Raw genomic sequence first — 17,370 nt, forward strand, 5'->3', positions numbered from 1 at the left:
GCGCGTCATCCTGCGGCCGTGTAGGCGACCGGGGCCTGGTCGAGTCCGCTGAGCTTCCATCCCTCGGGGGTCCTGGTCAACTCGCCCAGCATGCGGCTGGTCTTGGTGGCCGGATCCTCCTCCGGCGCCTCGACCGTGATGCGGACGGCGACCATCACGCCGGCCCGGCCCGCCCGCTCGTCGAGCTCGGTGACGGCCCCGGAGAGCACCTCGGCGGTGGTCACCGTCTCCGCCTGCCGGACCTGCTCCTCGAACGCCTCCCTGCCCTCCTCCAGCTGCTGGTGGAGGTCGCCGGTGGTCGAGTCCAGCCACAGGTCGAGGCCCGTGTCGAGATCGGCGTGGTCGAGGGTGTTGAGGTTCTGCACGCCCTGCTTGGCCGCCGCGAGCACGTCGTCGCGGGCCGTGGCGAAGTCGGCGGTGTCGTCATGGCTCGCGTCGTACCAGGAGAAGCTCGCGCCGGTCGCGCCGATCCCGGCGACAAGGGCCAGCAGCAGCGCCGTCAGCAGCAGCGCGTTCTTCCGCAGCGTTCGCACCATGTCAGTCCGGCCTTTCTGATCGGGACGTTCTACCTCGACGTGATCTCGGTGATCTGCCAGCGGTCGTCCACCCGCTGGGCCGTCACCGAGAGCTGGGCCGCCGTGGTCGTGGGGTCCTCGCCGGCTCGCTGGGCGACCTGGTCGAGGAAGACGAGCAGGTGCGCGCGGTCCTCGGTGAGATCCCGGACGCCGGCCCGCACCACGGTGGTGGTGAGGCTGAGCCGCTGATCGGCGGCCAGGTCCCTGACCTCCGCCATCAGCTCCGCGTACTCGTCGGCCGCCGAGCCCGCCAGCAGGTCCCCGGCCCTGCGCTCGGTCTCGGCGATGGTCTCCGGAGTGTACGAGAAGACCGTGCGGAGCGCGTTGGTCACCTCGCCCGCGACCCCGTCGGTGGCCTCGGTGTCGGCGAGGGCGAGGTTACCGGTCGCGTCCGAGTCCTCCAGCTGGGCGGCCCGGACGAACAGCCCGGCGCCCGCCAGCAATGTCAGCGCCAGCAGCGCGACGACGAGGGTGCGCCGTCCGGGCAGCAGCCGGGACAGCCGTCCGCGCCGCGCCCGCCGCCGCCTGCCACGCCCGGACGGCTCGGCCCCGGCGGTCTCCGTGTCGTCGTCGTCACCGACGACGTCCGGCTCGGTGACGGATCCGGTTGTTCTCACGGTCGCTCCTCTCGCTTCCCGGTCAGCTCTCGTCCGCGGCGGTGGTGATCGCGGTGAGGGAGGTGAGCTTCCAGCCGTCGTCGGTGCGGCCGAGTCCGGCCTCGAAGCGCTTGCGGTCGGTGGTGGCCTCGCCGCTGCTCGGGGTGGTCTCGACCCGGACGCTGGCGATCATGCGGGCGGTGCCGGCCCTGGTGTCGAGCTGGAGCAGGGCGGCGTCGGTGACGGTGGCCACGGTGGTGGTGCCGACCTCCGCCAGCACCTCGGCGCTGGCGTCGTTGCCGCGCTCCAGCTCCTCGTGGAGGGCGCCGCCGGTGGCGTCCAGCCACTGCGCGAGGCCGGCCTCGACATCGTCGGCGTCCATGCTGTTGAGCCGGGCGATGTGCCGCTCGCCCGCGTTCAGCACGGAGTCGCGCGTCTTGGCGTACTCCAGCGACTCGTCGTTGTCGGCGTTCCAGTAGGCGCCGGCCGAGTACGCCGTGAACAGCACGATCGCCAGCGCCGCCAGCAGGGCGATCGCCTTGCGCGGCCATGTCGTCCGGGCTGTCCGGGCTGTCCGGGCCGTCCCGGTCGTCGGGCTCATCAGTCGCCTCCCATGCCGAGCAGGTCGTCCATCCCGCCGGAACCCGAGCCGCCGGTGCCGGGCAGGCCCAGGGCGCCGGGCAGCTCACCGCCACCGCCCGCGCGCAACGACCCGGGGACGGCCGCGTCGGGCACGCCGCCGCCGTAGGGGGCGTTCTGCGAGCCGCGCACGTTCTGGCCGCTGCCGGGCGAGGCGGTGCAGGCGGCCTCGGTGTTCAGCGGCGCCGACGAGGTGTCCAGGCCGTTGCGGTAGGTCGTGCCGCCGTAGCCCTGGGTGCAGGGCATCGGCTGGAAGAACGTGACGGCCATGCCGGTGTTGATCCCGTCGGGGCCGACCGCGGTCGATCCGGCGGCCACCACGCGCGGCGCCTGCACGAGCAGCTCCTCGAAGCCCCGCTGGCGGGTGACCATCACGTCCGAGGTGGTCAGCAGGTTGGCGATGAGGACGCTCAGGCCGGGGTCGACGTCGCGCAGCAGGCCGGAGACCTGCGCGGCGGCGCCGGGGCCGGCGTTGATGACGTTCCGCAGGTCGCTGTCGGACTCCCTGAGCTGGGCGCTCAGGTCGGCGGCGCCGGCGGCGAACTCCCGCAGCGCGTCGCCCTGTTCGGCCTGGGTCGTCAGGACGGTCTGAGCGTCCACGATGAAGTCCGTGGTCTCCGGCAGGGCCTCGGCGGCGGCCCGCACGAACTCGTACTCGGCGTCCAGCAGACCGCCGAGGTTGTCGCCCTGGCCCTCCAGCGCGGTGCCCAGCTCGTCCATGACGGTCCGCAGCGAGTCCAGCGGCACGGAGACGACCATGTCGTTGAGGCTGTTGAGCATGTCGGTGACGGGGGCCGGGGTGTCGGTGTCGCGCACCGGGATGACCGTGTCGCCGTCCAGGTAGGGGGCGCTGTCGGTGCGCGGGCGCAAGTCGAGGTACTGCTCGCCGATGGCCGAGAGGCTGGCGACGATCGCCGTCGAGTCCTCGGGGATGTCGGGCGCCGACTTGTCGATCCGCACGGTGGCCTCGACGCCGTCCTCGGTGAGGTCGATGGAGCCGATCCGCCCGACGGAGACGCCGCGGTAGGTGACGTCCGCGTTCGGGTAGAGGCCGCCGGTCTCCCTCAGCTCCACCTTCATCTCGAAGTAGTCGCGGACGCCGATGTACCGGCCGACGTCGGCGTAGTTGACGCCGAGGTAGCCGACGGCGACCGTGCCGATCACCAGGAAGGCGACGATCTTGAGTCGGACTGCGAGTGTGAGCATCAGTCATCCCCTCCCACGGAGGGCAGGGGCAGCGGAGCGCTGCGCGTGCTGGAGGAGCCGACCGGCGGGACGATCTCGGTGCCGGGCTGGGCCGCGATGGTCAGGTAGGCGTTGAGGTAGTCGCCCCGGATCCCGTTCATGACCTCGTCGGTGAACGGGTAGGTGGCGAGGACTTCGAGGGAGTCCGGCAGGGCCTGGCCGGCGTCGGCCAGGTTCCGCAGGGTCGGCGCCAGCGCCTCCAGGTCGGCGACGATGTCGTCGGCGCTCTGGTTGATGGTCTCGATGGCGACGTCGCCGAGCTGGTCGAGAGAGTCGAGCATGGTCATCAGCGATTCCCGCTGTTCTTCGAGGACTTCCAGGCCGGGGGCGAGGTTGTCCAGGGCGTCGCCGATGGCCTCGTCGCGGGTCGCGAGGGTCGAGGCCAGCCGGTCCATGCCGTGCAGGGCGTCGGTGATGTCCTCGCGGTGGTCGTCCAGGTCGCCGACGAAGACGTCGAGCTGGTCCAGCACGGAGCGGGCCTCCGCCTCGTTGCCCTCCAGGGCGTTGTTGAGCTCCTCGCTGATGGTCCGGATCTGGTCGACGCCACCGCCGTTGAGGACCAGGGACAGCGCGCCGAACACCTCCTCGACCTCGGCGTTCCGGTTGGTCTGGGTGACCGGGATCACGGCCCCGTTGTCCAGACTGCCCTCGGGCTCCTCGGGCGAGGAGAGCTGGACGAACTTCTCGCCGAGCAGGCTGGCCTGCTCCACGGCGGCGAAGGCGTTCGCGGGGAGCTCGATGTCGCCGTTGATCTCCATGGTGACCAGGGCGTGCCAGCCGTCGTCGGTGATCTCGATCTCGGTGACGCGGCCCACGGCCACGTCGTTGACCTTGACCGTCGAGTGCGGCACGAGGCTCAGCACGTCCTCGAACTCGGCGGTCACCTCGTACGGGTGGTCGCCGAGGTCGGCGCCGCCGGGCAGCGGCAGGTCCGCGACGGTCGGCAGCTCCGACAGGTTCACCGTGGAGACCGCGAAGACGACGGCCACCGCGAGGCCGGCGGCGCCGACCCCGATTCCGATCCTGGCTCCGCGCTTCATTGGCCGGACTCCTCGTCGAAGCGGTAGACGGAGCCCTCCACGGCCAGCGGCACCAACTGTGTCTGCGCGGAGTTCGTCACCGGGATCATGCTCACCTCGTTGAGGTTGGCGCGCGTGTCGAAGGTCTGGGTGGCGGGATTGTAGGCGTTGAGGACGTTGTCGAGGGCCAGCGGCGCGGTGTCCATCACCTCGGCCAGCGAGGCCCGCTGGTCGACGAGGGTCTGGGTGAGCGACGCGAGGTCGTTGACGTTGGCGGCCAGCGCCTCGCGGTTGTCGCCGATGAACGTCTCGACCTGCCCGAGGGCGGTGCCGAGCTGCTGGAGGGCCTGGCCGAGCTCGTCGCTGTCGTCCGAGAGGAAGCCGGCGACTTCGGCGAGCTGTTCCTCCGCCTGGCGCACGTCGTCGTCGTTCTCGTTCAGCATGCTGGTGAACCGCTGGAGGCTCTCGATGGTGCCGAAGAGCTCACCGCTGCTGTCGGCCAGCGTGCCGGCGGCGGCGCCGAACTGCTCGATGGTGGAGCCGAGCGCCGCGCCGTTGCCCTCCAGGTTCTCGGCGCCGACGTCGAGCATGTTGGACAGCGCGCCGTTCCGGTTGGCGCCCTCGGGGCCGAGCGCGTCGCTCAGCTCCGTCAGGCTGTCGTAGAGGTCGTCCACCTCCAGCGGCACGGCGGTCCGTTCGAGCGGGATGACCGCCTGGCTCTCCATCTCGGCGCCCTCGGTGTAGGCCGGGGTGAGCTGGATGTACCGGTCGGCCACGATGCTCGGGTAGATGACCAGGGCCTGGGCGTCCGCCGGGATCCGCACGCCGTCGTCGACGCTGAGCTTGACCCGGACCTGGGTGCCCTCGGGCTCCACGGCCTCCACCCTGCCGACCCTGACGCCCAGGACGCGGACGTCGGAGCCCTCGTGGACACCGACGGCCCGGTCGAAGAACGCGGTGACCGTCTTGCCGCCTCCGCCGCCGACGCTGATCAGGCCGGTGAAGCTGGCCAGCAGGAGGGCCAGCACGAGCCCGGCGAGGGACAGCAGGACGCTCTTGCGCTTCAGGACGCTCATCAGCGACCGCCTCCGGGCCTGGGCGGCACGCATCCGGACTCGGGTGCGGTGCCGGGGGGCATGTAACTGGACGGCACAAGGCCGCAGGCGTAGATGTCGAGCCATCGGCCGTTGCCGACGGTGTTGCCCACCAGGCGGTAGTACGGCCCGGCCGTGGCCAGCACGGAGTCGAGCTGCTCCTGGTTGTCCAGCAGCACGTCGGTGACGCGGCCGAGGGCGTCCAGGGTGGGCTGGATCTGTTCGGTGTTGTCCTGGACGATGCCGCTGAGCGTCTCGCTGAGCTGGCCGGTGTTGACGAACAGGGCGTGGATGGCCTCGCGCCGCTGCCGGATCTCCTCCAGCAGCACGTTGCCGTCCTCGATGAGCCGCTCGAACTGGTCGGTCTGCGAGGCGAGGGTCCCGGCCACCTGGTCGGTGCCTTCGAGGAGATGGGCCAGCTCCTCGTCGCGGGAGGCGATGGTCCCCGACAGGGCGGACAAGCCCTCCAGGGCGGCGTCGACCTCGGGCGAGGTGTTCTCGAAGGTGTCCGCGATGGTCTGGAAGCTCTCCGCGATCGCCTCCGTGTCCAGCTGCGAGGCGTGCTCCCCGAGATCCTGGAACGCCTCGGTGACGTCATAGGGCGAGGCCGTCCGGGAGGACGGGATGCGCTCGCCCGGGTTCTGCTCGTCGGAGCCGAGCGGGTCCACCGCCAGGTACTTCGAGCCGAGCAGTGTCCTGATCCCGATGGCGACCCGGCTGGCGTCGCCGACCCAGGCGTTCTCGACGCGGAAGGAGACCTTGACCTTGCCGTCGTCCAGGTCGACGCCGGTGACCTCGCCGACCCGCACGCCCGCGATCCGCACCTCGTCGCCGGTCCTGAGCCCGGCGGCCTCGGTGAAGTCCGCGCTGTACTCAGTGCCGCCGCCGATCAGTGGCAGCGAGTCGGCACGGTAGGCGCCCAGGCAGAGCAGGGCGCAGATGATGATGCCGACGATGCCCACGATCAGGGGATTGCGCTCGCTGAGCGGCTTGATCCGGCCGCGCAGGAAGTCGAGGCGCGGCCGGCGCAGCCGCCTGACGCCGCTCATGACCTGCACCGCGATTCGGTGATGGGCAGACCTGTCGGGGCACGGCTGCCGTCCCAGGTGGACACGCCGGTCACGGTCGCCTCGCAGAGGTAGGCGTTGAACCAGGACCCGTAGGAGGCGAGTCGGGCGATCGACTCCATCTTCTCCGGGGTGTTCTGGAGGAAGTTCTCCAGCAGCGGCGTGTTCTCCGCGAGGTTGCCGGAGAGGCGGCCGAGCTCCGCGATGTCCTGGCGGAGGGGCTCGCGGCCGTCTTCGAGCAGTCCCGCGGTGCTGACGGAGAGGTCGCCCATCGCCTGGATCGCGTCGCCCAGCGGCTCGCGGTCGGCGGCGAATCCGGAGACCAGCTCCTGGGTGGTCGAGACCAACTCGGTGAATTCCTCTTCGCGTTCGTTGACGGTGTCCAGGACGGTGTTGAGGTTGTCGATCACCTCGCCGATCACCTCGTCCTCGGCCGCCAGGGTGGTGGTGAGCGAGCCCACGTGGCTGAGCAGGCTGGTGACGGTGCCGCCCTCGCCCTGGAGGACCTGGACGATCTCCACGGCGAGCTGGTTGGTCTCGTCCGGGTCCAGGCCGCGGAAGAGCGGCTGGAACCCGTTGAAGAGCTGGGTGAGGTCGAGAGCGGGCGCGGTGCGTTCCAGCGGGATGACCTCGTCGGGCCCCAGGCTGTCGCCGACCTCACCGGCGCCCTGGCCGAGCGAGATGTACCGCTGGCCGACCATGTTGAGGTAGCGGATCGCGGCGGTGGTCGAGGCGGGGATCTCGCGGCCCTTCTCGACGGTGAAGGAGACCTCGGCGTACCGGCGGTCGACCACCTTGATGCCGGTGACCTCGCCGACCTGGACACCGGCGATGCGCACGCTGTCGCCGTCGGCCAGGCCGGTGGTGTCGGTGAAGACGGCCCGGTAGGTGTGGGCCTCGCCGACGCCGCTGCTGCCGACGCTGACGGCGAGCACCAGGGTGGACAGCACGGTGACGAGGACGAAGATGAGCGATTTGATCACCGGGGCGGCGATGCCTGCGCGGCTCACTGGAGCTCCACCTCCGTCCCGCGGAACGCCGGGCCGGCCAGCAGGCTCGACCACTGCGGCAGGTCGGCGGCCCGGCTGTCGCCGTCGGCGGCCAGCAGCTCGTTGACGAGCTCGCTCTCCTGCTCGGAGTTGGGCAGCCCGAGGCCGCCCTCCGTGCCCTGGTACGTGGCGTTGCTGGCGAACGGGACCCCATAGCACTCGGGTCCGCCGCCGGCGCCGTAGCCGGGCGTGTCACCGGGACCGTAGGCGCCCCGGGAGGGCACGGTCCTGACGTTGATGTGCAGGCCCGGCTCATTGGTGCCCGCGCCCAGTGCCTGGTCCATCACGGGCACGAAGTCGGCGAGCATCTGGAGCGTGCAGGGGAAGGACGGGGAGTACTCCCGCAGCAGGTCCAGGGTCGGGCGGCTGGTGGCGGCCAGGCGGATGATGTTCTCCTGGTTCGAGCGCAGGAAGGTGGTGAGGTCCTGCGACGTGGTGGTCACCGCTTGGTACAGCGAGCTGAGATTGCCGCGCTCCTCGGCGATGGTGGCGCTGGTGACGGAGAAGTCGTTGAGCGCGTCCACGATGTCGGGGGCGGTCTCGGCGTAGAGGTTGCTGACCTCGACGAGCTGCCTGATGTCCTCGTTGAGGGCGGGCAGCATCGGGTTGATCTCGGCGAGCTCCCGGTCGAGGGTGACGATCGTGTCGCCCATGTCGGCGCCGCGGCCGTCGAGGGCCGTGGCCATCGCGGTGAGGATGGAGGACATCTTCTGCGGCTGTAGGGCGTTCAGCGCGGGCAGCAGATTGTCCAGGGCGTCGTTGATCTCGATCGCGTTGGAGCTGCGGTCCTGGGTGATGACCGTGCCCGCGGCGAGCGTCGCCGGACCGTGGTCGGCCTCGGGGATCAGCGCGACGTACCGCTCACCGAAGAGGGTGGTGGGCAGGAGCTGTGCGGAGACGTCGGCGGGGATGTCCTTCATCGCCCCTGGCTTCATGGCCAGGGTGAGAGTGGCGCCCTCGGCGTCGGCGGTGACGTCCCGCACCTCCCCGACGATGACTCCGCGCAGCTTCACGTCGGCGTGCGGGCGCATGTCGTTGCCCGCGACGTCGGTCTCCACGACCACGAGGTCGACGTCGGTGAACTCCTTGTTGTAGATCGCCACACAGAGCCAGACCAGGAGCGCGGGCACGAGCAGGAACGCGATACCGGCGATCCGTCGGCTCCCGGTGTCGGAACGGCGCACGCGGGTGGCGGCCGACGGGGGCACGGCCGGCTGGGGGGCGGTGGGGCGCAGCATCGTCGTCATCCGGTCACCCGCACGGTCGTCGTCGTGCCCCACACGGCGAGGCTGAGGAAGAAGTCGGTGATGCCGATCAGCACGATCGCGGTACGGACCGAGCGGCCCACCGCGACGCCGACGCCGGCCGGGCCGCCGGAGGCGTTGAAGCCGTAGTAGCAGTGCGCCAGGATGACCAGCACGCTGAACAGGATGACCTTCATGAAGGACAGCAGCACGTCCGTGGGCGACAGGAACAGATTGAAGTAGTGGTCGTAGGTGCCCGTGGACTGTCCGGCCGAGATGATGGTGATCGTGCGGGACGCCAAGTAGGAGCTGAGGAGCCCGATGGCGTACAGCGGGACGATGGCGAAGACGCCGGCCACGAGGCGGGTGCTGACGAGATAGGGCATGCTGCGCACGCCCATGCTCTCCAGCGCGTCGATCTCCTCGTTGATGCGCATGGCACCGAGCTGGGCGGTGAAGCCGGCGCCGATCGTGGAGGACAGACAGAGTCCGGCGACCAGCGGCGCGATCTCGCGGGTGTTGAAGTACGCGGAGACGAAGCCGGTGAGGGCCTCGGTGCCGATCTGGTTCAGGGCGGCGTAGCCCTGGAGGCCGACGACCATGCCGGTGGCAAGTGTCAGAGCGACCATGACCCCGATGGTGCCACCGATGACGCTCAGGCCACCGGTGCCGAACGCGACTTCGGCGAGGAGGCGCTGAACCTCCTTGAAGTAACGGCGCAGGGCACGCGGCATCCACAGGATGGCACGCACGTAGAAGATGAGCTGGTCGCCGGGCTTTTCCAGCCAGGAGAAGAGCCGGTCCGCGCGGATCCGGCGCGGCGGGCGGCCGGATCCGCCGCCGGTGGGCGGCAGCTCCGCGGTGTCCTGGTCCTTGTCCAGCAGTGCCACGGTCAGCCTCCCTTCGGCGGGACGATCTGCAGGTAGATGGCGGTCATGATGAGGTTGATCCCGAACAGCAGTGTGAAGGAGATGACGACGGACTGGTTCACCACTTCGCCGACGCCCTTCGGGCCGCCGCTCGGGTTGAGGCCGCGGTGGGCGGCGACGATCCCGGCGACGAAACCGAAGATGACGGCTTTCAGCTCGCTGACGTAGATGTCGGGGAGCTGGGCGAGCGAGTTGAAGCTCGACACGTAGGCGCCCGGCGTGCCCTCCTGGAGGATCACGTTGAAGAAGTAGCCGCCGACCGTACCGACCACCGACACCAGACCGTTGAGAAGCACGGCGACGAGGACGGTGGCCAGCACGCGCGGGACGATGAGGCGCTGCACGGGCGAGACGCCCATGACCTCCATCGCGTCCAGTTCTTCGCGGATCTTCCGGGAGCCGAGGTCGGCGCAGATCGCCGAGCCGGCCACGCCGGACACCAGCAGGGCCACGATGAGCGGGCTGGCCTGCTGGAGCACGGCGAGGACGCTGGCACCACCGGTGAACGACTGGGCGCCGAACTGCTCGGTGAGCGAACCGACCTGCAGCGCGACGACGGCGCCGAACGGAATGGCGACCAGACACGCCGGCAGGATCGTCACGCTCGCGATGAACCAGAACTGCTCGACGAACTCCCGGACCTGGAAGGGCCGTTTGAACATGAGCCTCAGGACGGACAGCGCCAGGATGAACATGTCGCCGGCCTGCCGCAGCAGTCCGAGACCTGGCAGCGGCTGCCTGGGCGCCTTCACAGGAGGGGCGGTCACTGCCACTGTCCTCCGCTGGGCAGCAGGTTCTCCTCGACGGCCCGGCGGGCGGCGTCGGGCATCTGGTTGAGCATGCCCATGACGCGCTTCTTGCGGCGCAGCACGGCCATCCGGGGCGGCAGGCCCGGGGTGGGCTCCAGCTGCGGCACGACGGTCCGCATCTGCTCGGGCCGGATCGCGGTGAGGCCGTTGCGGGTCTCCATGGCGATGGTGGCGGCGTCCTTCTCCTCGGCCATCCCGATGGGGCCGGCGCGGCTGCCGCTGAGGAACTGGGCGACGACGGGCTCGGTGCTGGTGAGCAGCAGCTCGCGGGGGCCGAAGGTGACGAGCCTGCGGCGGAAGAGCATGCCCATGTTGTCCGGCACGGTGTTCGCGATTTCGAGGTTGTGCGTGACGATCAGCATCGTGGCGTCGATCTGCGCGTTGAGATCGATCAGGAGCTGCGACAGGTACGACGTGCGCACCGGGTCGAGGCCGGAGTCCGGCTCGTCGCACAGGATGATCTCGGGGTCGAGCACCAGCGCGCGGGCCAGGCCGGCGCGCTTGCGCATACCGCCGGATATCTCGCCGGGGAGCTTCCGGTCGGCGTTGCCGAGACCGACCATCTCCATCCGCTCCATGACGATGGTGCGGATCTCGGATTCCTTCTTCTTCGTGTGCTCGCGGAGCGGGAAAGCGATGTTGTCGAAAAGGGTCATCGACCCGAACAGCGCGCCGTCCTGGAACATCAGGCCGAACTTCTTGCGGGCCTCGAAGACGTCCTTGACCGGGCTGTTGACCATGTCCACGCCATCGACGAGCACGCGCCCGCGCTCCGGTCGCAGGAGGCCGACCAGGGACTTCAGGAAGACGGTCTTGCCGGTGCCGGACGGGCCGAGCATGACGCTCACCTCGCCGGCAGGCAGTGTCAGCGTCACGTCTTCCCAGATGTTCTGCTTTCCGAAGGACTTGGTCAGACCTTCGATGATGACTTCAGTACCCATCACACCTCCCGGGGATGAATCAGTGCTCGGGCAGACTCGGAATGTTGGCTTCCGTACACGGGTCGCACACCGCACCTTGGTTGAATTTGATGGCGTTGCCCGGACCGGAGATCGTGGCGGTCAGGAGCGGGTCGAAATCTTCACCGTGCGAGCCGCAGCCGGTGAAGGGGGGAATCTCGACCTCTCCGTTGAGCGGGCCACCGTCGAGCACCTGGTAGCTGGAGCCACCCGTCAGGAGCGTGTCCATCGGGCGGACCGAGCGGCAGTTCGGTCCGACGTCGAGCGGCACCCCGTTGACCTCGACATCGGAGACGTGGAGCGTCTGAAAATACCTGACGGTGGTCCTTGACCCGTCGGCGTTGTCGACCGTGATGACCGTCGCCGGGTCGGCGTCGAAGGCGACGGTCGCCGTCACGGGGGCGAAGCCGAAGCTGAGGAACGTGGAACGCGCCGGCGGGAAGTCGAGCTGGACCAGCGACGCCTGGGCGAGGAAGTCGTCCCCGCTCCAGACCGCCCGGCCGGCCAGGACGCTGCCCGGACGGGGGTTCCCCGACGGATCGTTGACGATCGTCGCACCGTTCTGCTTGGTGACGTCGGCGAACCCTACCGCGTAGGTGCAGCCGGTCGAGCCGTCCAGGTAGTCACCGGGCGCCGGATCCGGGACGCCCCTGGGGAGCATGCTGAAGTCCATCGGCGTCGACGGCGGGATGTCGGGACAGTCCGCCGCCAGCGGGCGGACCTCGTCCGCCGGGGCCTCCGCCTCGGGGTTCTCGGCGCCCTCGCGTGCCTGGCCCTCGACCTCGGGGGCCGATTCCTCTTCTTCTGTCGCCTCCGCGTCCTCGCCGCCGGAGACCTCGACGGTGGCGAGCGTGAGCTCCTCCTCCGCCAGCTCCGGGGCGGGGGCGCACTCGACGCGCGAGGGGGACTCGGCGCCGTCGGCCTGGAAGGTGAGGACCAAGTCGCCGGCCGAGAAGGTCACGTCGCCGGCCACGGCCGGGGTGATCTCGGGGCCGGTCCCCTGGTAGGTCAGCGAAAGATCCTCGCCGGCGGCCGGCACAGCGGCCTGCTCCGCGCTCAGAGCCGGCCACTGGGCCGACGTGGCTCCGCCGTTCTGCGAGACGGGCGTGGTGAGTGTCGCCTCGCTGCCGAAGGTCTCGGCGCCGGGAGCCAGCAGCTCCCCGGCCACGTCCTGCGGCAGCGTCACCCGTGCGGTCATGTCACCGGGGGCGAACGGGCGGCCGGCCTCGCCGGCCACGGGGAAGACGCCGGCGAAGCCAACCTCGACCGCCCGGCTGCCCGCGGAGAACCCGCACTGATAGACGACCGTCCTGTTCACGTCCTGGTCGTCGCTGGCCGAGCCCTGGGCCTGGAAGAAGCCGATCACCAGGGCACCAACCCCGGCGACAGCGGCGAAACGCACCGCTCGACGTCGGTTGACCGCACCCTGCATCTTTGCTCCTCGGCGACGAGCGACTCGGACGTGAAATATACGAACGAGCTCTCCGACCGGGGCGATTGGCTCCGACGGCAACTCGCGGATGGGACGTTACGTACGGGTAACCTCCAGCGCAATGGTCCTCAACAAGAATCCACCGAAGACTTTCAAGCCGCAGATTTGTCTTGTCGTCCTACTGAGCAGGGGTCCGGGGCGCCTCATCGGCGGGTGAGCATGTTCCGTCCGACGGGTTGACACCGCGCGCAGAAGGTTGAACGTAGTTCGGCATGTCCTAACTACTGCGCTATGGCCCCAACGTGGTCTATGTTGCTGCGAGCTACGGCGCGCCTATGGACGTTGACGCGGCGGAGCCACCGGCCGCGATCAAAGACGATCCGCGGACGCCGTCGACCGGATCGCCGCAGGCCATCCGGCTGTCGGGGTCCGCCTGGGCGGAGTGAGGGGCGAGATATGACTACCAGCGCGACAAAGCCAGAGGTGTTCGAGCCACTGGGTCCGATTCCCAAAGAGCTCGCGACGATCATGCGGCCAGAGCTCCCGAGCCTCATCCGGGAGATAGGCGAGGAGATCCGACGAGCCATACCCGAGCACACCAAGTTCCTGAACGGTCCCTACGGTAGGGCCATCCAAGCCTGTGTTGAGCAAATTCTCATCACATTCGTGGAGCAGGTGAACGATCCCGCGGCCTCGACCGCGCGCCGCGACGAGATGTGCAGAAGGCTCGGCCGCTGCGAGGCGCTCTCGGGCCACTCCCTGGACACCCTGCGGGCGTCGTTCCAGATCGGAGCCCGGGTCGCCCTGCGCCGCGCGAAGCGGATCGGCAAGCGGTACAGCCTGTCCCCCAGCCTCATGCTGTCCTTCGCGGACGCCCTGTTCGCGTACATGGACGAGCTGGTGGAGGTCTCGCGCGAAGGGTATGTGGCCATCAAGGCGCAGACCGAGCTGAACGAGCAGATGGAGAACGAACGCCGACGCCTGCTGCGGCTGGTGCTCGCCGGCCCCGCGGCTCCCCGGGCGAAGGTCACCGAGCTCGCCGAGCGCACGGGCTGGCCGCTGCCCGACGAGGTCACCCTCGTCGCCCTGGCGCCCGACCCGCAGCTCATGCGCGAGGAGTTGGACGCGGACGCGCTCGTCGACCTGACCGACCCGCAGCCGCACCTGCTGATTCCGGGGCCGATGGACGACCTGCGCCACGCCACACTGGAGACCGCGCTCTCCAGCACCCGCGCGGTCATCGGGCTCACCGTGCCGCTCGACGACGCCGGTGACTCGCTGCGCTGGGCCCGCCAGGCCCTGCAGCTGGCCGAGACCGGCATCATCGAGGCCGGCCCCCTCATTCCGTGCGAGGAACACCTCGTGACCCTCTGGCTACTGGCGGACCCGGCCCTGACGGAACAGCTCGCCCGCCGGCAGCTCGCGCCGCTGGCCGAGCTGACCGAGACCCAGCGGGAGCGTCTCATCGAGACGCTGCGGGCCTGGCACACCACCCGGGGCAACGCGGTCGAGATGGCCGACTTGCTCCACCTGCACCCGCAGACGGTCCGGTACCGGATGCGCAACCTGGAGCGGATCTTCGGCTCCAGGCGGCTGAGCGATCCGGACCAGCGGTTCGCCACGGAGTCCGTGCTGCGGGCCCTGCGGCTGCGGGAGAAGGCCACCGTCCTGCCCCTGGCGCGACAGCTCCGGCCCGCCCAGGACCGGTCGTTGAGCCGCACCTACGGCTGACAACTGCCGGCACCGGTCTTTGTCACCGGATGACAAACGGCGACTGAGTGCCGCGATTCCGGTGACGGAACCTTGTCCTCGAACTCGTGGGTAAGTAGCGTCATCCAGCGCTCACCAATTCACGAAGGAGAGGAATATGGTGCGACGTCTGATTACCGGTCTGACGCTGCTGTCGGTGGCCGGGATGACGCTGGTCGGCTGCGGCTCGGATAGCGATGACGAATCGTCCGTCGATTCGGAGGCCCTTGAGTGGGCCGAAAGCTTCTGTGGTCACATTCAGGAAGGTTCGGAGGCTCTGAACCTTCCTGAAACCGGCTCCACCGATCCCCAGCAGACCAGGGATGACTATGTTGGGTTCCTCGACAGCCTGTCGGAGCAACTTGATGTCCTCGCCCAGGGCATCGAGAGCGACGGGCCGCCTCCGGTGATGAACGGGCAGGAGTCGTACGACGCCGCGATGACGCAGCTCAACGATGCCAGGGAGGCCGTCGCCTCGGCGACCGCCTCGCTGGAGGAGGCCGAGGTCAGCGAGGACCCCGCCAGTCTGGAAGCGGCCATCACGGAGGCCGGCGAGAGCATGACGGAGCTCCAGGCTTACGGTGGCCCCGAGGACACTTTCCGCAACAACCCGGATATCGAGGCCGCACTCGATGAGGCGGAAAACTGTCAGCGAGCCTGATCCGACCACAGCAGCAGGCCCCCACCGCAGATCGCGGCGGGGGCCGGTTGTCTTTCCCGGCCGTTGACGGATGCGAACGATAACCGGCCCCCACCGCGGATCACGGCGGGGGCCGGTTACTTTTGGGCGACTGCTAATTCAAACTGATCCGAATCAATTAGGACTTCGGCGTCAGGTCGATCGACAGCGTGTTGTTCGGACCGGCCATGAAGGGGCTGATGAAGCCGGTGAGCGGACCACAGTCCTCGACGGCGGAGAGGGCGTAGGTGCCCGCGAGCTCACCACCGGCCAGCGGGTCGAAGAACTCGTCCGTCGACTGCAGGTCGATCACCGAGGGCTGGACCGTGTGGCAGTCGGCACCGCCACCGATCGGGAAGCCGAGCAGCTTCACCTTCGGGAGGAAGACATCCACGGTCGAGCTGGAGTTGAGCTGGCCGTCCACCAGCGAACCAGTGGTCAGGCCCACCTGCTCGTACGCGATGTCGGCAGTGACCGGCAGGAAGCCCAGGATCCTGAAGCGGCCAACGGAGTTGGCCAGTTCCAGCTCGGCCTCGAACTGACCCGATTCCAGGTCGAACAGAGCGTCGAGGCTACCCCGGATCGGGACATCGCCATTGGCGGCTCCGATGTGCGACGTGCCCCGCAGGTTGTAGCCGTACTCGATCGGATCGCCCCCACCGCCGTCAGTGGAGCCATCGGTGGAACCATCGGTGCCACCATCGGTGCCGCCGTCAGTGGAACCATCGGTGCCACCATCGGTGGAACCATCGGTGCCACCATCGGTGGAACCATCGGTGGAACCATCGGTGGAACCATCGGTGCCACCATCGGTGGAACCATCGGTGGAACCATCGGTGCCGCCGTCAGTGGAACCATCGGTCGAACCATCGGTCGAACCGTCCGTCCCACCATCAGTGGAACCATCGGTCCCACCATCGGTCGAACCGTCCGTCCCACCATCAGTGGAACCATCGGTCCCACCATCGGTCGAACCATCGGTCCCACCATCGGTCGAACCGTCCGTCCCACCATCGGTCGAACCATCGGTCCCACCATCGGTCGAACCGTCCGTCCCACCATCGGTCGAACCATCGGTCCCACCATCGGTCGAACCGTCCGTCCCACCATCGGTCGAACCATCGGTCCCACCATCAGTGGAACCGTCCGTCCCACCATCGGTCGAACCATCGGTCCCACCATCAGTGGAACCGTCCGTCCCACCATCGGTCGAACCGTCCGTCCCACCATCGGTCGAACCATCGGTCCCACCATCGGTCGAACCATCGGTCCCACCATCGGTCGAACCGTCCGTCCCACCATCGGTCGAACCATCGGTCCCACCATCAGTGGAACCGTCCGTCCCACCATCGGTCGAACCGTCCGTCCCACCATCAGTGGAACCATCGGTGCCGCCGTCAGTGCCACCATCGGTGGAACCATCGGTCCCACCATCGGTCGAACCGTCCGTCCCACCATCAGTGGAACCATCGGTGCCGCCGTCAGTGCCACCATCGGTGGAACCATCGGTCCCACCATCGGTCGAACCGTCCGTCCCACCATCAGTGGAACCATCGGTGCCGCCGTCAGTGCCACCATCGGTGCCACCGTCAGTGCCACCATCGGTCGAACCCACGGGGACGACCTCGAACTCGGCCAGGACGGTGTCCTGACCCGCCACCAGGGTGCAGGCGGAATTGAAGGTCTTCAGGCCGGTCGGCGTGCCGTCGGCCTTCCGCGGGGTGAGGGTCAGCAGCAGGTCGCCAACCGTGATCTCGCCGTGGCCGGGCTCGCTGAAGCTGATCTCAGGAGCGCTGCCAAAAGCGGTGATGTCGAACTCCGTGTAGGGCGGAGCCGGCGGGATGTTCTGCTTCGGGATCTCGATCGGCACCTCAAGAGGCAGATCGAAACCAGGGGCCGCGATGTTCGAGTAGGCGATAGCACTACCCTCGATCGTGGTGGAGGCCACCGTCTTCAGACCCTGATGAGTCTTGGCGTTCACCGTAGTGATCGCCTCGATCTCGATCGGCGGGGTCATCTCGTTGACCTCGATGGTGCCGGGAATATCCGTGCTGATGTCCACACTGATCGGCTGCGTACCGATCAGGGGGAACGGACACGTGTAGTTCAGCGTCAGGGACGCCGGGTCCGCGGATGCGGAGTTCCCGGCCAAGGCGATGAGCCCACCCCCAACAAGGGCGGAGGCGGCCAGAGCCGACACCGCCTTTATTCTTCTCACTTTTCTCTTATGAGTTCCCATTGAGGTACCTCTCGGTTATATGCGAGAGAGACACCAGATGATGCCG

At 68.8% G+C, this 17,370-nt stretch carries 16 protein-coding genes; 2 read left to right on the forward strand and 14 right to left on the reverse strand.

Annotation, left to right across the window (positions count from 1 at the left end; translation table 11 throughout):
* Window positions 1-5 precede the first annotated feature (5 nt).
* The 13 genes from OIE51_RS04675 to OIE51_RS04735 form a co-directional block, all read right to left on the reverse strand.
* Entirely contained in the window at window positions 6-536 is a 531-nt protein-coding gene (locus OIE51_RS04675; RefSeq protein ID WP_326595726.1) for a nuclear transport factor 2 family protein, read from the reverse strand.
* 29 nt (window positions 537-565) lie between these two features.
* On the reverse strand, window positions 566-1,192 hold the full coding sequence (locus tag OIE51_RS04680; RefSeq protein WP_326595728.1) for a hypothetical protein: 627 nt from the start codon (window positions 1,190-1,192) through the stop codon (window positions 566-568).
* A 22-nt stretch (window positions 1,193-1,214) separates the two neighbouring features.
* On the reverse strand, window positions 1,215-1,772 hold the full coding sequence (locus tag OIE51_RS04685; protein ID WP_326595729.1) for a hypothetical protein: 558 nt from the start codon (window positions 1,770-1,772) through the stop codon (window positions 1,215-1,217).
* Complete coding sequence (locus OIE51_RS04690; RefSeq protein ID WP_326595730.1) at window positions 1,772-3,016, reverse strand: MlaD family protein; 1,245 nt, start codon at window positions 3,014-3,016, stop codon at window positions 1,772-1,774. The genes OIE51_RS04685 and OIE51_RS04690 overlap by 1 nt, the downstream gene beginning before the upstream one ends.
* Window positions 3,016-4,095, reverse strand: a complete 1,080-nt coding sequence (locus OIE51_RS04695; RefSeq protein ID WP_326595732.1) for an MCE family protein — start codon at window positions 4,093-4,095, stop codon at window positions 3,016-3,018. The genes OIE51_RS04690 and OIE51_RS04695 overlap by 1 nt, the downstream gene beginning before the upstream one ends.
* Complete coding sequence (locus OIE51_RS04700) at window positions 4,092-5,150, reverse strand: MCE family protein (RefSeq protein ID WP_326595735.1); 1,059 nt, start codon at window positions 5,148-5,150, stop codon at window positions 4,092-4,094. Before OIE51_RS04700 ends, OIE51_RS04695 begins: the two co-directional genes overlap by 4 nt.
* A complete protein-coding gene (locus OIE51_RS04705; protein ID WP_326595737.1) occupies window positions 5,150-6,217 on the reverse strand; it encodes an MCE family protein in 1,068 nt (355 codons plus the stop codon). Before OIE51_RS04705 ends, OIE51_RS04700 begins: the two co-directional genes overlap by 1 nt.
* Window positions 6,214-7,245, reverse strand: a complete 1,032-nt coding sequence (locus tag OIE51_RS04710) for an MCE family protein (RefSeq protein WP_326595738.1) — start codon at window positions 7,243-7,245, stop codon at window positions 6,214-6,216. Before OIE51_RS04710 ends, OIE51_RS04705 begins: the two co-directional genes overlap by 4 nt.
* Window positions 7,242-8,522 carry an MCE family protein gene (locus OIE51_RS04715; RefSeq protein WP_442812035.1) on the reverse strand — a complete coding sequence of 427 codons (1,281 nt, stop codon included), beginning with the start codon at window positions 8,520-8,522 and terminating at the stop codon, window positions 7,242-7,244. The genes OIE51_RS04710 and OIE51_RS04715 overlap by 4 nt, the downstream gene beginning before the upstream one ends.
* 5 nt (window positions 8,523-8,527) lie before the next feature.
* The gene (locus OIE51_RS04720; RefSeq protein WP_326600493.1) at window positions 8,528-9,340 is read right to left on the reverse strand and encodes an MlaE family ABC transporter permease; all 813 of its coding nucleotides are present in this window, start codon (window positions 9,338-9,340) and stop codon (window positions 8,528-8,530) included.
* 80 nt (window positions 9,341-9,420) lie between these two features.
* Entirely contained in the window at window positions 9,421-10,230 is an 810-nt protein-coding gene (locus tag OIE51_RS04725; protein WP_326595741.1) for an MlaE family ABC transporter permease, read from the reverse strand.
* Window positions 10,221-11,207 carry an ABC transporter ATP-binding protein gene (locus OIE51_RS04730; RefSeq protein ID WP_326595743.1) on the reverse strand — a complete coding sequence of 329 codons (987 nt, stop codon included), beginning with the start codon at window positions 11,205-11,207 and terminating at the stop codon, window positions 10,221-10,223. Before OIE51_RS04730 ends, OIE51_RS04725 begins: the two co-directional genes overlap by 10 nt.
* Before the next feature lie 19 nt (window positions 11,208-11,226).
* Window positions 11,227-12,657 (reverse strand): DUF6801 domain-containing protein, encoded by a 1,431-nt coding sequence (locus OIE51_RS04735; RefSeq protein ID WP_326595745.1) that lies wholly within the window; start codon window positions 12,655-12,657, stop codon window positions 11,227-11,229.
* A gap of 456 nt (window positions 12,658-13,113) precedes the next feature.
* On the opposite strand from OIE51_RS04735, the gene OIE51_RS04740 reads away from it, so the two are divergent.
* Together OIE51_RS04740 and OIE51_RS04745 are read left to right on the forward strand one after the other, a co-directional pair.
* Window positions 13,114-14,388 carry a helix-turn-helix domain-containing protein gene (locus tag OIE51_RS04740; protein ID WP_326595746.1) on the forward strand — a complete coding sequence of 425 codons (1,275 nt, stop codon included), beginning with the start codon at window positions 13,114-13,116 and terminating at the stop codon, window positions 14,386-14,388.
* Window positions 14,389-14,524: 136 nt separating this feature from the next.
* Window positions 14,525-15,067 (forward strand): hypothetical protein, encoded by a 543-nt coding sequence (locus OIE51_RS04745; RefSeq protein ID WP_326595747.1) that lies wholly within the window; start codon window positions 14,525-14,527, stop codon window positions 15,065-15,067.
* A 157-nt stretch (window positions 15,068-15,224) separates the two neighbouring features.
* Here OIE51_RS04745 and OIE51_RS04750 read toward each other — a convergent pair whose 3' ends face one another.
* Window positions 15,225-17,285: a DUF6801 domain-containing protein gene (locus OIE51_RS04750; protein ID WP_326595749.1), complete on the reverse strand. Its 2,061-nt coding sequence runs from the start codon at window positions 17,283-17,285 to the stop codon at window positions 15,225-15,227.
* Between the last annotated feature and the right edge of the window lie 85 nt (window positions 17,286-17,370).

It is taken from the genome of Streptomyces sp. NBC_01803 (assembly GCF_035917415.1).
Lineage (GTDB): Bacteria > Actinomycetota > Actinomycetes > Streptomycetales > Streptomycetaceae > Streptomyces.

Coding starts and splice junctions, on each gene's coding strand:
- OIE51_RS04675 (WP_326595726.1), bottom strand. CDS start 536: ATGGTGCGAACGCTGCGGAAGAACGCGCTGCTGCTGACGGCGCTGCTG.
- OIE51_RS04685 (WP_326595729.1), bottom strand. CDS start 1,772: ATGAGCCCGACGACCGGGACGGCCCGGACAGCCCGGACAGCCCGGACG.
- OIE51_RS04690 (WP_326595730.1), bottom strand. CDS start 3,016: ATGCTCACACTCGCAGTCCGACTCAAGATCGTCGCCTTCCTGGTGATC.
- OIE51_RS04695 (WP_326595732.1), bottom strand. CDS start 4,095: ATGAAGCGCGGAGCCAGGATCGGAATCGGGGTCGGCGCCGCCGGCCTC.
- OIE51_RS04700 (WP_326595735.1), bottom strand. CDS start 5,150: ATGAGCGTCCTGAAGCGCAAGAGCGTCCTGCTGTCCCTCGCCGGGCTC.
- OIE51_RS04705 (WP_326595737.1), bottom strand. CDS start 6,217: ATGAGCGGCGTCAGGCGGCTGCGCCGGCCGCGCCTCGACTTCCTGCGC.
- OIE51_RS04715 (WP_442812035.1), bottom strand. CDS start 8,522: ATGCTGCGCCCCACCGCCCCCCAGCCGGCCGTGCCCCCGTCGGCCGCC.
- OIE51_RS04730 (WP_326595743.1), bottom strand. CDS start 11,207: ATGGGTACTGAAGTCATCATCGAAGGTCTGACCAAGTCCTTCGGAAAG.
- OIE51_RS04735 (WP_326595745.1), bottom strand. CDS start 12,657: ATGCAGGGTGCGGTCAACCGACGTCGAGCGGTGCGTTTCGCCGCTGTC.
- OIE51_RS04740 (WP_326595746.1), top strand. CDS start 13,114: ATGACTACCAGCGCGACAAAGCCAGAGGTGTTCGAGCCACTGGGTCCG.
- OIE51_RS04745 (WP_326595747.1), top strand. CDS start 14,525: ATGGTGCGACGTCTGATTACCGGTCTGACGCTGCTGTCGGTGGCCGGG.